This is a genomic window from Snodgrassella sp., assembly GCF_024103505.1.
Lineage (GTDB): Bacteria > Pseudomonadota > Gammaproteobacteria > Burkholderiales > Neisseriaceae > Snodgrassella > Snodgrassella communis.
In genome coordinates this window covers 47,200-61,185 of sequence record NZ_JAGGIJ010000008.1, presented here as the reverse complement: position 1 = coordinate 61,185, position 13,986 = coordinate 47,200, and the positions used below count along the sequence as shown (strand labels likewise).

The 13,986-nt window shown below is 46.9% G+C and carries 12 protein-coding genes; 4 read left to right on the top strand and 8 right to left on the bottom strand.

Annotation, left to right across the window (positions count from 1 at the left end; translation table 11 throughout):
* Window positions 1–7 precede the first annotated feature (7 nt).
* Entirely contained in the window at window positions 8–628 is a 621-nt protein-coding gene (locus J6578_RS08730; RefSeq protein WP_287954405.1) for an NAD(P)H-hydrate epimerase, read from the top strand.
* Window positions 629–630: 2 nt separating this feature from the next.
* Here J6578_RS08730 and J6578_RS08725 read toward each other — a convergent pair whose 3' ends face one another.
* Together J6578_RS08725 and hemN are read right to left on the bottom strand one after the other, a co-directional pair.
* Window positions 631–1,242, bottom strand: a complete 612-nt coding sequence (locus J6578_RS08725; RefSeq protein ID WP_287954403.1) for an NUDIX hydrolase — start codon at window positions 1,240–1,242, stop codon at window positions 631–633.
* 450 nt (window positions 1,243–1,692) lie between these two features.
* Window positions 1,693–3,078, bottom strand: a complete 1,386-nt coding sequence (gene hemN, locus J6578_RS08720; RefSeq protein WP_287954401.1) for an oxygen-independent coproporphyrinogen III oxidase — start codon at window positions 3,076–3,078, stop codon at window positions 1,693–1,695.
* Between the two features lie 264 nt (window positions 3,079–3,342).
* On the opposite strand from hemN, the gene fnr reads away from it, so the two are divergent.
* Window positions 3,343–4,086 carry a fumarate/nitrate reduction transcriptional regulator Fnr gene (fnr, locus tag J6578_RS08715; protein WP_093092136.1) on the top strand — a complete coding sequence of 248 codons (744 nt, stop codon included), beginning with the start codon at window positions 3,343–3,345 and terminating at the stop codon, window positions 4,084–4,086.
* Between the two features lie 132 nt (window positions 4,087–4,218).
* Here the strand turns inward: fnr and J6578_RS08710 are convergent, their stop codons facing one another.
* From J6578_RS08710 to J6578_RS08690, 5 genes are all read right to left on the bottom strand, one after another.
* Window positions 4,219–5,001, bottom strand: coding sequence for a BUD32 family EKC/KEOPS complex subunit (locus tag J6578_RS08710; RefSeq protein ID WP_093092134.1), 783 nt, complete (start codon window positions 4,999–5,001; stop codon window positions 4,219–4,221).
* 69 nt (window positions 5,002–5,070) lie between these two features.
* Window positions 5,071–6,384, bottom strand: a complete 1,314-nt coding sequence (locus J6578_RS08705; protein ID WP_287954399.1) for an NAD(P)/FAD-dependent oxidoreductase — start codon at window positions 6,382–6,384, stop codon at window positions 5,071–5,073.
* Between the two features lie 78 nt (window positions 6,385–6,462).
* Window positions 6,463–7,344 (bottom strand): ABC transporter permease subunit, encoded by an 882-nt coding sequence (locus J6578_RS08700; RefSeq protein WP_093092130.1) that lies wholly within the window; start codon window positions 7,342–7,344, stop codon window positions 6,463–6,465.
* A complete protein-coding gene (locus J6578_RS08695) occupies window positions 7,337–8,305 on the bottom strand; it encodes an ABC transporter permease subunit (protein WP_287954397.1) in 969 nt (322 codons plus the stop codon). Before J6578_RS08695 ends, J6578_RS08700 begins: the two co-directional genes overlap by 8 nt.
* Before the next feature lie 19 nt (window positions 8,306–8,324).
* A complete protein-coding gene (locus J6578_RS08690) occupies window positions 8,325–9,455 on the bottom strand; it encodes an ABC transporter ATP-binding protein (RefSeq protein WP_100150194.1) in 1,131 nt (376 codons plus the stop codon).
* Between the two features lie 537 nt (window positions 9,456–9,992).
* Between J6578_RS08690 and coaBC the strand changes: the two genes are divergently transcribed.
* Together coaBC and dut are read left to right on the top strand one after the other, a co-directional pair.
* Window positions 9,993–11,180 carry a bifunctional phosphopantothenoylcysteine decarboxylase/phosphopantothenate--cysteine ligase CoaBC gene (coaBC, locus tag J6578_RS08685; RefSeq protein WP_287954395.1) on the top strand — a complete coding sequence of 396 codons (1,188 nt, stop codon included), beginning with the start codon at window positions 9,993–9,995 and terminating at the stop codon, window positions 11,178–11,180.
* Window positions 11,181–11,249: 69 nt separating this feature from the next.
* Window positions 11,250–11,711, top strand: a complete 462-nt coding sequence (gene dut, locus J6578_RS08680; RefSeq protein WP_037407930.1) for a dUTP diphosphatase — start codon at window positions 11,250–11,252, stop codon at window positions 11,709–11,711.
* Between the two features lie 141 nt (window positions 11,712–11,852).
* Here dut and ppk1 read toward each other — a convergent pair whose 3' ends face one another.
* On the bottom strand, window positions 11,853–13,916 hold the full coding sequence (ppk1, locus tag J6578_RS08675) for a polyphosphate kinase 1 (protein WP_287952797.1): 2,064 nt from the start codon (window positions 13,914–13,916) through the stop codon (window positions 11,853–11,855).
* Between the last annotated feature and the right edge of the window lie 70 nt (window positions 13,917–13,986).

Genomic DNA, 13,986 nt, shown 5'->3' with positions numbered 1-13,986 from the left:
GCGTGATATGGATACGCCAGTTTTGACTGTGGCGCAGATGAAGGCATGGGAAGATGAGCAGAATAAGGCCGGTCTGAGCTATGCCAGAATGATGGAACATGCGGGAAGCCGCGCCGCAGAGGATTTGATGCGGCGTTTTCCGTCTCCTCAGCATACGCTGGTGCTTTGTGGTAAGGGTAATAATGCCGGTGATGGTCTGGTACTGGCACGGATACTGGTACAACATAACTGGCCGGTAACCATTATGTGGCTGCAGGGGCAGCAGTTGTCTGTTTTGGCTGCGACTAATCGGGCTTGTTTACCTGCTACGGTGGCTTGTATGGATGTTTCGCATCTGGATAGTTTGTTGCCAACTATGCAGCTTGTGGTGGATGCGGTGTATGGCACCGGTTTTCATGGGGAGCTGCCACAGGTTGTCGGGCAATGCTTTGCTGCGGTGGCTCAGGCGGATATATTTCGGGTAGCGTTGGATATGCCCAGTGGTGTGGCCGGTGATGGAGATATGGTGGCCAGTGGCAGTTTTCAGGCGCAGCTTACCTATGCTTTTCAGGCGTTGAAACCGGCACATTGTCTGGCACAGGTGCGACAGTTGTGTGGTGAGGTACTGTGTATTAATTTACGGGATTGATGTCATTGCTGATACCATGCTTCGTAGCATTGTGCCACGTGCAGTAACATACAGGCGGTGGCACCCCAGATATGCCAGTGTTGGTAATGTAAATGATAAACGGGGAGCTGGTGCTGCTGAAAACGCATGGTGCTTTGCTGATATTGGCTGCTATCCAGAACGATGGACAGGGGAATGGTAAATATTTCGCTGACTTCAGTATGGTTGGGCTGCCATTGCAGGTGTGCATTACTCCAGGCCAGAACTGACACAACTTTAAAGCCGCTGGGAAGATAGCATGGTGGCAAGGTTCCGGCCAGATGCCATTGATTGCGAATCAGGCCAGTTTCTTCTGCGCTTTCGCGAAATGCAGCTGTGATGCTGTTTTCACTATCTTCAAGTTTACCGCCGGGAAAGGCGATTTGTCCGCTGTGCTGGCGCAGTTGCTTGCTGCGTTGGTTGAGCCAGATTTGTGTGGCGCCATGATTCCAGTCAAAAGGCATGAGTACCGCAGCACGCCGAAAGGTAACTGGCAGTTGTTGCAGTAATTGTTGGCGCTGATTGAGTATCGCCGGGATAGTGGTGGTACTGGCATAATGCAGAAACTGGTTCAGGCTATCTGGTGAGGTAAACATATTAATAAATATATAAGGATATTGATCTTTTGATATATTTATATATTGATTAGGCGTAAATGACCAGAATAATTGCTAAAGGATGGGGTGATGGTAACTAGAGAAATGATGAAGTTATGGGTAATTTGAGCTTTAAATGATTTAGGTGGAGCTGGTTGGTCTAAAGATGTAAGTAAATATATTTGGGATAAATTTGAGCAGGAATTGAAAGCATCAGGCAGCTTTCTTTATTCTTGGCAATATGATGTGCGTTGGGCTGCACAACAGTTGCGTAATGAAAATAAATTAAAACCAGTTCATAAACGGCGGGATTTGCCATGGGAACTGGTTTAGTTTTTAACTGTCAATATGATTGGTTGTTAAATAAACGGCATAGTAGCTGCTTATGCCGTTTATCAGTTCGCGGTATTATTTAATACAGTCAAACAGGTGGTAGTTGTTATTTTATCGTTATAATGTACGTGAATACTGGGCGTCGGTGCGTTTCTGGCGCAAGTAATAGTCAAATACCATAGCGATATTGCGAATCAGTAGACGTCCTTTCGGGGTAACTTGTAATTGCTGATCGGTGAGGTTGAGCAGGCCAAGCTGTGCCAGTTGCTGTAAATCAGCCTGTTCAGCAGCAAAATAGGTCTGAAAAGGTTGTTGCATAGCTGCGCTATAGTCGTGATAGTTCAGTTGGAAGCGACACATTAGATCCTGTATTATTTGCCGGCGCAGTAAATCATCTGCGTTGAGCTGGTAGCCACGCATAACCGGCAGACGGTTTTCATCCAGTGCCTGATAATAGGCATTTATTTCTTTTTCATTCTGGCTGTAGGTATTGGCTATTTTGCCAATACTGGATACGCCAATGGCAATTAAATCGCAGTCGGCATGGGTAGAATACCCCTGAAAGTTGCGTTGCAGGCGTCCTTCTGACAGGGCAATAGCCAGTTCGTCATCCGGTTTGGCAAAGTGATCCATGCCAATAAAGATATAGCCTTGCTGTAACAGGTATTGTACGGTGTTTTGCAAGATATCCAGTTTGACGCTGCTGTCTGGTACGGCTGCGGTATCAATCCGCCGCTGAGGTTTGAACAGGTGTGGCAGATGGGCATAGTGATACATGGCAATGCGGTCTGGCTGTAATTCCAGTACGTGATCCAGTGTACAGCGCATGGATGCTTCTGTCTGATGTGGCAGGCCATAGATTAAATCAACGCTGACTGACTGAAAGCCATTATTGCGTGCGGCTTCAATCACGCTACGGGTTTCAGCTTCGCTCTGAATGCGGTTGACTGCCTGCTGTACGGTGGGGTTGAAATCCTGAATGCCGACACTCATGCGGTTAAAGCCGAGTCTGCCCAGATGGGCAACTGTGCTGGCAGTAACTTTGCGCGGATCGATTTCAATGGAATATTCACCCTGACTGGTGAGGGTAAAATAGTGGCGGATGCTGGCAAAGATGTGGCTGAGTTGGTCATCGCTAAGAAAGGTGGGCGTACCGCCACCGAAATGCAGCTGTGCTAAAAGGGGTTTGCCTTGCCAGTTTTGAGCCAGAAGTGCCAGCTCTTTATCCAGATACTGGATATAGCTGTCTGCACGGCTGGTATCTTTGGTAATGATTTTATTACAGCCGCAATAGTAGCAGATGGTATTGCAAAAAGGTATGTGTACATACAGGGATACGGGCTGGCTGCCAATGTGTTGTTGCAAGGCGGTCTGCAAGTGTGCAGCCGTGAATGTGGTATTGAAACGGTCCGCAGTTGGGTAGGATGTATAGCGCGGGCCTGAAGTGGGTAAGGAAGCAATAAGATGCCGGTCAAATTCTATGTTGATGTGTGGTGTGTTCATTGGATGATAATGATTATTCTTTTTGAATGGCTTAGTGAAATAGGCAGGAGTAGTTACTATTTGTGATAGAATAAGCACATGCGGCAGTAAAGTAAAGCAGTGCCGTTATAATAAGTCTATTTTTATTTGAGCAGGGGTTGATGGAAAATTCAATTATCTCTGTTAATAATGTATAGAGTTGTTTAGAAAATTTTTGACTTATATCAATGTATTTGTTAGGTGATATTGTTTGGCAAAATGTAACAGGTAATTATTAAATATATTATGATTAGATTGCATAAGCAGGGTGAAATAGTACAGAAATTATGTGAGAAATGTTCTTTGAAGATTCTTTGTATGCCGGTGATGTTGAAAGAACGGGAATTAACTGATTTAGGTGCAGTTATTCGCCAGAGTCGTCGCCTGAGAAAAGGTGAGTATCTGTTTCGTGCTGGAGAACCTTTTAATGCAATATTTGCAGTACGTACCGGTTTTTTCAAAACTATGGTGAATAGTCAGGATGGTCGCGACCAGGTGACTGGCTTTTTTATGTCTGGTGAGCTGCTGGGGCTGGATGGTATCTGTAATAATACTCATGGCTGTGACGCTATGGCTCTGGAAGACAGTGAAGTATGTGAGTTGCCTTTTGCGAATCTGGAAGAGGCTGGTAATGTGTTACCTTCATTGCAAACACATTTTTATCGTCTGATGAGTCAGGAAATACTGCGCACACAGGAACTGATGTTAATGCTGGGTAATATGCGTGCGGAGGAACGTTTGGCGGCATTTCTGGTCAATCTGTCTCATCGTCTCAGTTTCCGGGGTTTTGCGGCTAATGATTTTATTCTGCGTATGTCACGTGAAGAAATTGGCAGTTATCTGGGGCTGAAGCTCGAAACAGTAAGTCGCATGTTGTCCAGATTCCAGAATGAGGGCTGGATTAAAGTTGAACATAAGCACATACAGTTATTACAACCGTGGATGTTGCAGAAAATGGTAATGCAGTGTCAGAGGGCAGAAGTAGATTAAATTTTGCCTGCATTGAAAACAAACAGGCTGTAGCACACGATTGTTGCTACAGCCTGTTTGTTTTTGATAACTGTTGGCTCTGTGTATCTAATGTACTGTGCATGAGCTATGGTTTACTGATAGCTGGCTATGTCAGGCATAACTGGCCATAGCTGCCAGTTTGAGGGTGTCTTTGCCATAAATTCTGGCGGTTAAATGGCGCATCCAGTGGATTTTACGCAAGCTATTGGTCACGATGGTATGAACTTCGTGTGGCTGATGGTGCAGCATACTTTCCCACAAGGCTTTGGCCTGATTGGCCACGTTATATTCCTGCATTAAACGTGCGCCTGAATGCAGATAACACAGCCAGTCGCGGGCATGGCAGTGGGGCAAAGTCATAACTGACAGCGGATCGTCTTCAAAATCAATGAAGCCTATGCTGTGTTGATTCACGTAAATCATGTTACGGGCAAATGTTTCGCTCAGGTATTGTTTGCGTTTGTGCACATCTGCGATAGCATTAAGACCAAGCTGCCAGCGTTGCAGCAGAATTTCTGGCTGGTGTTTATGCTGTTTCCATTCGTTTTCCAGATTGTGTTCACCAATATGGCTAATCATTAGCGCGTTTGGCTGCTGTGCCAGAATGACGGGTACCTGAACACCTGCTGTGGCCAGAGCCTGTAAACGGGCTGCTTCGGTTTGTAAGGAAGGAATACCGCCCAGATTGGGTACGGGTTGAAGCATGTGAATGCCGCTGATTTGCTGAGCTATTTTTAATAGATGATAACGCCAAGCACTGTTGCGTGCGCCTGCCTGCCGAACCCAGACTTTTTCTCCGTTTTCCAGTGTGTGGTTTTGCATCAGGCTGGTCTGGACAAGCAGACACTGTTGCAAGGCATGTTGGTAAAAGGTAGTGGAATCGGAAACGGTCATGTAGCTTGTTGCTGAAAATTCGAAACAGAATATTGATTGTACTATAAGTTGTGTTCAATACTCTTAATTTTAAGGTAATAAATCTTTCAGGCGGTAATAACTTGCGCCAAGCCATTGTGTCGGCAGGCGCAACAGCTTGCCACCGGGAAAATTGTGATGCGTTATTTTTTCAAACAGACGCAGGCGACTGTCATCACCGCTGATGGCTTCGGCAACAATCTGTCCGCCCAGTCCGGTAGCGGCCACACCATGTCCGGAAAATCCCTGTAAAAAGTATAGCTGTGGATTAAGACGACCAAAATGGGGAATCCGGTTCATGCTGATGTCAACTTGTCCACCCCAAGCATAGTCTATGTGAACGTCTGCCAGCTGTGGAAAAACTTTTAACATATCACGGCGCATACCTTGGATTAATTGCTGCTGGCTGGGTTCACGGCCAGAATAGTTAACTTTGCCGCCAAATAACAAACGCTTGTCTGCGCTGAGGCGGTAATAATCGAGTACAAAACGGGTGTCACATACAGCCATGTTGTTGTGTATGAGTTGCTGAGCACGTTCGCCTAATGGTTCTGTTGCAATCATATAAGTGCCTACTGGCAGGATTTTGGCAGCCAGTGACTGGATGGGCGCCTGTTGCAAGCTACGGGTAAAGGCGTTAACGGCGATAACAAGGTTTTTGGCTATAATACAGCCGTTCGGTGTGGTAATCCGATAGCCATGCTGCCATGGTTCAAGGGCAAGCATGGGTGAGTGTTCGAACAGCAAGGCACCTGCTGCTGCCGCAGCATGTGCCAGTCCCAGCGTGTAGTTGAGTGGATGCAAGTGGCCGGCCTGCTGGTCGAATATTGCACCTGCATAGCGTTCACTAGCCAGTTGTTGTTGTAGCTGGTGTTGATTCCATATCTGGTAGTCGTGAAAATGATAATGTGCAGCAGCTTCTTTCACCCATTCAGTTAGGGCGTGCAGATGTCGTGGCCGAATGGCAACATGGGCATAGCCACGGTGCCAGTCGCAGTCTATCCGGTAAGTTTGTATCTGTTGTTCTACCAGAGCAACCGCTTGGAGACTCCACTGCCACAGGGTCTGGGCATTTTTCAGACCAATCATGCTGGCTATGCTGCTCATTTCGGCAGCATAGCCATAAATCACCTGACCACCATTGCGACCGGAGGCACCGTAACCAATCTGTGCTGCTTCGATAAGTGCCACGCTGTGCTGTTGTTGTGCCAGTGGCAATGCTGTACCGATACCGCTCAGGCCACCACCGATGATGCATGTTTCAACTTCTACCGTACCCTGCAAACAGGGGTAATGAGTGTGATCATTGTGGCTGGCAGCGTAATAGCTGAGAGTGGGTTCTGTATGTGTGAATGACGTAGCCATGGCGCTGGGTTAAACAGGACTGAAAGATAAAAAATTGGCAGCTATCGGGAATCAGATAGCTGCCATTGTAAACGGATGTTATTTGGTTGTCTCAAGTAACTGGCTTTGGCGGTAAGCTTCGGCCATTTCCCGTTCGCGTCTGGTATTCTGTCGCATCATGCAGTAGTTGATGCCGATAGCTAACGTACCTACCAGTGTGATGATGATGGTGGCCAGTACGTTCATTTGCGGATCCAGTCCCAGTTTGATTTTGGAGAAAATAATCATGGGTAAGGTGGAAGAACCCGGGCCGGACAGGAATGAGGTAATCACCAGATCGTCCAGTGATAGGGTAATGGATAGTAGGAAGCCGGAAGCAATTGCAGGAGCAATAGAGGGCAGGGTAATCAGAAAAAATACCTTTAATGGACGTGCACCAAGGTCTTTAGCGGCCTCTTCCAGTGACTGGTTTAGCTCAGACAAACGCGAACGAATGATAACAGTCACATAAGCCATACACAGGGTAGTGTGTCCAAGCCAGATGGTAAAGAAGCCACGTTCAAAATACAGGAAGCTAAAAGCACTGTTTTGCAGCAGCATCTGTACCTGAATAATCAGCAGTAACATGGACAGGCCGGTGATAATATCCGGCATAACCATCGGTGCAGACACCATACCGGCAAACAGGGTGTTGCCGCGAAAACGCTTGATACGTGCCAGTGCATAGCCGGCCAGTGTGCCCAGAATAACGGCTGCTGCGGCTGAACACAAGGCGATACGAACAGATAGCCATGCTGCATCCAGTATCTGTTCGTTCTGTAGCAGTTTGCCATACCATTGGGTTGAGAAGCCACCCCAGACGGTCACCAGACGTGAGTTATTAAAAGAGTAAATAACCAGAATCACTAAAGGCATGTACAGAAAGGCCAGTCCCAGAATCAGCACACTTCTGAGGAACCAGGATGATTTGTGGTTAGGCATGACTGGCTCCTTCTTCAATTTCTCGGGTTTCGTAGCGATGGAACAAGGCAATCGGTATCACCAGTAACAGCACCATGATTACGGCTACAGCAGAAGCCAGTGGCCAGTTGTTCTGGTCGAAAAAAGCTTGCCATAATACTTTACCAATCATCAGGTTTTCTGGTCCGCCTACCAGCTCAGGTATCACAAATTCGCCTACTGCTGGAATGAATACCAGCATTGAACCGGAAATGATTCCGGCTTTGGACAAGGGTAGGGTAATGGAAATAAAAGCCTTAATCGGACCGGCTCCCAGATCTGCTGCTGCCTCCAATAAGCGGTTATCTAGCTTCACCAGCTGGGTGTATAGTGGCAGGATCATAAAAGGCAGATAAGCATACACCATTACCAGATTCAGGGAGAATGAGTTGTAAAACATATCCAGCGGCTGGCTGATAAGCCCCCATTTCGTCAGATAGGTGTTGATGATGCCGTTATGGCCGAGCAGGCTCATCCATGCATACACACGTAACAGGAAAGAAGTCCAGAAAGGCAGCATAATCGCGAGCAGCAGGCCATTACGGATTTTTTCCGGCGCCCGGGCAATGGCGTAGGCTATCGGATAGCCAGCCAGAAGGCAGATTAGTGTGGTGGTAAAGGCTGTTTTAATCGACAGCCAGTAAGTCAGCAGGTAGATGTTATCGCCACGATTACCGGTGAGCATCTGTTTGAGAGAAAGCCAGAAATCGTTGAAGATATCAGCATAATTCTGATAGCTGATCAGAATATTGATGCGCCCCAAGTCGGTATCAAGGTTGTATAACGGTGTATAGGGTGGGATGGCAATATCCTGTTCACCAAAACTGATTTTGAGTACGATAAAAAATGGTATCAGAAATAGTCCCAGTAGCCAGATGTAGGGTATGCTTATTACCAGTCCCTGCGTTGGGCGCAAGCCTTTTAGGTGGTTAAACCAGTTCATGTTTAAGCTCCCACGGCTGTTAATGGGTCAAAGGGCTGGCCTGATTGTCAGGCCAGCTGATGTAAACTTTTTCTTCCCATGTAGGCATGGGGATGTTGTATTGTTCCCAGTATGAGGATAAAACTTGGCTTTTGATGATTTTGCCGGATGGGAGCTGGATATGAAAAATGCCAAAGCTGCCCAGATAGGCAATCTCTTTCACGATACCGGCTGACCAGTTATATTCCAGCGGTGGCTGCTCACGATAGATATTGATATCTTCCGGACGAATAGACAGCCAGATATTCTGATCTTCTGGCCCGCTGATGCCATGCCCAAGATAAACCAGCTGTTGCAGATCAGGACACTGAATAATGGTATGGTCGGCACCATCTTCAGTAACTTTGCCGGCCAGAATATTGGTTTCGCCCATAAATTCAGCGGTGAAGCGGCTGTTTGGGTAGTCGTAAATATCAGAGGGCGTCCCTACCTGTTGCAGTTGTCCGTCAGACATAATGGCAATTCGTGAAGCCATGGTCATGGCTTCTTCCTGATCATGAGTAACCATGATGCAGGTGGCACCTACTTTTTCGAGTGTATTAACCAGTTCGAGCTGGGTTTGTTGGCGCAGTTTTTTGTCCAACGCACCCAGTGGTTCATCCAAGAGCAGCAGCTTAGGTCGTTTAGCCAGACTGCGTGCCAGTGCAACACGCTGCTGTTGTCCGCCGGAAAGTTGATGTGGTTTGCGTTTGGCGTATTTGCTCATCTGTACCAGACGCAGCATTTCTTCTACACGGGCGCTGATTTCGCCCTTAGGCAGTTTGTCTTGTTTCAGGCCGAACGCAATATTCTGTTCAACACTCATGTGCGGAAACAAGGCGTAACTCTGAAACATCATATTGATGGGACGATCGTAGGGTTGCAGTTTGGTAATGTCCTCGCCATCCAAGATAATTTGTCCCTGAGTCGGTGTTTCCATACCGGCCAGCATACGTAACAAGGTGGACTTACCGCTACCGGAGCTACCAAGCAAGGCGAAGATTTCATTTTTTTTAATAGTCAGATTGACATGGTCAACGGCGTAGTTGTCGCCATAGGTTTTGACGATGTCTTTAATCTGTAAGTAATGTGCGGGATCGGCACCTGGCTTGGTGGTTGCGTTTTCGCTCATGATAAGGGGTACTCCAGAAAAAATCGTTCCAGCCAATGCTCGGCATATGGATGTTTACTGTAATGTGTAAAGAACGGTGCAAAAACGATTCTGCTCCTGCTTTAGGGTGGGCATTGTATGCAAGCATTTTGCGTGGGGCAATGAAATTTAACTGTTAATACATTTTAATTCTCCAGTTGATGTATAACTTTTCATATAAACAAGTATTTAATGTTGCTTCTAACTTGAATTAATTTTTGTTAGGATGAGACTAAAGTGCGGCTTTTTTAGTCATGGTTTGTCTGGCAAACGCGGCAGTGCCTAGTGTATCATGTAATAATTGTCTGTTATATTCGTTCAGGTCTGACTTGCTACTCTGGCTTTGTCTGCTGCTGAATAAGCTACTGTCTGCATAAATATCTGTTTACCAAAACAGATGGATTGTGCAAAAAAAATTTCCATTTAATCAAATAGTTTTCATCATTTTACTGAGTGATGAAGTGGATTGAAGGTGAATATCTGTTACAGGCTGATTTTTGGTTATAGATGGTATAGGTAATGAAAAAAAAGGTATTGCTGGGTATTTGTGGTGGTATTGCCGCATATAAAAGTTGTGAGCTGGTGCGGCTGCTGAAAAAGGCAGGGCATCAGGTAAATGTGGTGATGACTCAGGCTGCTACTGATTTTATCAGCCCAACTACCTTTCAGGCTCTGAGTGGAGAACCGGTATTGCTGGATACGCATGATGGGTCTGGTGGTCATGGTATGGCGCATATTAATTTAAGCCGGCAGGCAGATGTGATGCTGATTGCACCCGCTTCTGCCAATACGCTGGCCAAAATAGCTCAGGGCATGGCAGATAATCTGCTGACCACTCTGGTGGCCGCGCGCAATTGTCCTTTGGCAGTTGCACCTGCGATGAATGTGCAGATGTGGAATAATCCAGCCAATCAGCGCAATCTGGCGTTATTACAGCAGGATCAGATAAGAATACTGGGGCCGGCAGTTGGTGAACAGGCCTGTGGCGAAGTTGGCAGCGGGCGTATGCTGGAAGCGGCAGATCTGGCTGATTTGCTGGTTGATTTCTGGACACCGCCTGTGCTGGCGGGTAAAAGGGTATTGATTACTGCCGGAGCCACTTTTGAAGCAATTGACCCTGTACGTGGTATTACCAATATTTCCAGTGGGCAGATGGGCATGGCACTTGCACGTGCATGTCGTGCTGCCGGAGCTAATGTGTCATTGGTATATGGACAAGTGCAAACAGCGCTGGCAGCCGGACTGGCTTATACAGAACAGGCCATCAGTGCGGATGCAATGCTGGCGGCTGTGCAGCGGTTATTGCCCGGACAGGATGTGTTTATATCTGTAGCAGCGGTGGCTGATTACAAGGTTAGAAACCGTAGTGAACAGAAATTGAAAAAACAGGCCGGACAATCCGTGCCGGTGATAGAACTTGCTGAGAATGCTGATATTCTGGCTACTGTGGCTGCCCGGGCTGATGCGCCGTTCTGTGTGGGTTTTGCTGCTGAAAGTGAGCATGTGCTGGAGCATGCACGTGCCAAACGGTTGAAAAAAGGGGTACCGTTATTAGTGGCTAATGAAGTGAGTCAGGCAATGGGTAAAGCCTCTAACCAAGTAGTCTTGCTTGATGACGAGCAGGAAACTGCCTTACCGCAAATGAGTAAGGATGATACAGCTACTGCTATTGTTGTCCGGCTAGCGCAACTGCTGGCGCGCTTATAAGTAAAGCTGTATATATCTGGGGTATACTGCCCTGATTTTGTTAACTGTGATTGATATAAAGACTGGTTTATGAGTTCTACTGAGTTATCTGTACAAATTAAGGTATTGCATCCGTTAATGGCGGAACAGTTACCACAATATGCAACTATTGGTTCGGCTGGTCTGGATTTACGCGCCTGTATTGAAGCACCCGTTACTTTACAGCCGGGAGAAAGCTTTCTGCTGCCAACAGGGCTAGCCGTCTATCTGGCCGACCCAGGCTATGCCGCCTTAATCTTACCGCGTTCCGGTCTGGGGCATAAGCATGGTATTGTGCTGGGTAATCTGGTAGGGCTGATTGATTCAGATTATCAGGGTGAATTAAAAGTATCACTTTGGAATCGCAGTCAGGAAGCATATGTAATTGAACCACTGGCACGGATTGCGCAGATGATTATTGTGCCGGTGATGCAGGCGGCTTTTACTGTTGTTGATGAATTTGCGCAAAGCAGCCGCGGTGAAGGGGGCTTTGGTAGTACCGGACACCACTGATTTTTGGTCTTCAATAAACGAAAAGCAAGGCATCCAGATGGATAAACCTTGCTTTTTTTGCCATGGCACTGGCTAAACTGCCTATTGTAAATTTATTTTTCTATTCTGATCGGCCACTCTGTATTATGGCTGATAAGCACATTACTGTTGGCGATAGCGCTCAATCAGCATATTTTGCATATTGGTTACGGGTTCATTATCTGCTGTCTTAATTCGCCGGTACTGACCATCAGGCTGCATCAACCAAGCACACTGATTATCAGCCAGAGCGAACATCAGTGTCTCTTTGATTATACGTTGTTTTAGCTCAGGTGTTTCAATTGGTGTACAAATTTCTACGCGACGGAACAGATTGCGCCCCATCCAGTCGGCACTGGATATCCATACTTTGGTATCACCGCCGTTTTCAAAATAAAATACTCGTGCATGCTCCAGCAGGCGGCCGACAATAGAACGAACCCGAATATTTTCCGATAGCCCTTTAACCCCCGGCCGCAATACACACATTCCGCGTACAATCAGCTCTATCTGTACGCCAGCCTGACTGGCTGCATACAGGGCATCAACAATACTGGGTTCAACCAGCGCATTCATTTTGGCAATAATACGCGCAGCCTTGCCAGCTTTGGCCTGTTCGATTTCACCGTTAATACTCTCGAGTAGCATTTTGTGCAGTGTGAATGGGCTTTGGGCTATCTTATTCAGATGGTTGGGCTGTCCCAATCCGGTAATTTCCATAAACACTGTGTTGACATCAATACAAATGTCCCGGTTACAAGTCATCAGTCCCAGATCGGTATAGGTGCGACTGGTGCCCTGATGGTAGTTGCCAGTGCTGACATGAGCATAACGTTTCAGTTTACCGTCTTCACGGCGCACAATCAGTGCCATTTTGGCATGAACTTTGTAGCCGAATACGCCATAAACCACATGGGCACCAGCAGTTTCTAACTGGCTGGCCCAGTTCAGATTGGTTTCTTCGTCAAAACGTGCCATTAGTTCAACCACCACTGTAACCTGTTTACCAGCCAGTGCCGCTTTCATCAGTGCCTTTACTAGATCAGAATTACTACCGGTGCGGTAGATAGTCATTTTGATGGCAATAACCTGAGGGTCATCTGCTGCCTCCTGAATCAGACGCACTGTTGGTTCAAAGGACTGATAGGGATGATAGAGTAAAATATCGCGCTGATTGATAATACTGAACAGATCGCGATTTTTAGTCAGTATGGCAGGTGTGCCGGGAATAAATGGCGGAAATTTTAAATCATTGCGTTCAACCATATCCGGTACGGCCATCAGGCGTACCAGATTTACCGGACCATTCACTCGGTATAACTCATCGCGCCCCAGATGAAAGTGGCTGAGGAGAAAATCATAAACATGTGCCGGACAATTGTCTGCTACCTCCAAACGTACACCTTCTCCATACTGTCGCCCCTGTAATTCGCCGGCAATGGCGGTGCGCAGATTCTCTAAATCCTCTTCGTCAACACTTAAATCGCTGTCGCGGGTAATGCGGAACTGATAACAGCCTTTGACACTCATACCAGTAAACAGCGTATGTACATGGGCATGCAAAATGGAAGACAGGAATACAAAACCATCGTGCCCATTGCATAACTCTTTGGGCATCTTCAATACCCGCGGCAGAATACGCGGTGCCTGAACAATGGCCATGCCTCCAGTCCGGCCGAAAGCATCTTTACCTTCCAGCTCTACGGCAAAATTCAGTGATTTGTTGAGTAAACGTGGGAAGGGATGTGATGGATCCAGTCCGATAGGCGTGAGAATGGGTAATAATTCATGCTTGAAATAATCAGCCACCCACTGACGCTGTGCTTCGCTCCAGGCACTGCGCGGATAAAACGAGATGCCTTCACTGCGCAAGGCTGGAATCAGCTCTTCGTTAAACAGGCGGTATTGTTCGGCAATAATGGCATGTGCTTGTTTGGTTACATTAGTGATTACGGTATCCGGCAGTTCACCGTTAGCCAGTGGAATATGAGGCGAGAGTTGACGGGTACGTCGCAGCCATGCCATGCGTACTTCAAAAAACTCGTCCAGATTGGAAGAAACAATACATAAAAAACGTAAACGTTCGAGCAGGGGAACCTGTGTGTCTTGAGCCTGTGCCAGTACACGACGATTGAATGCCAGTAGGCTGAGTTCGCGGCAAAGTAAGTGTGGCTGAATTTCGGACATGAGATACACCTGTGACTGTCATTATGGGTAAGCGTGTGTCAGCTTGGGTTTAATTTATTAACATTGGCAC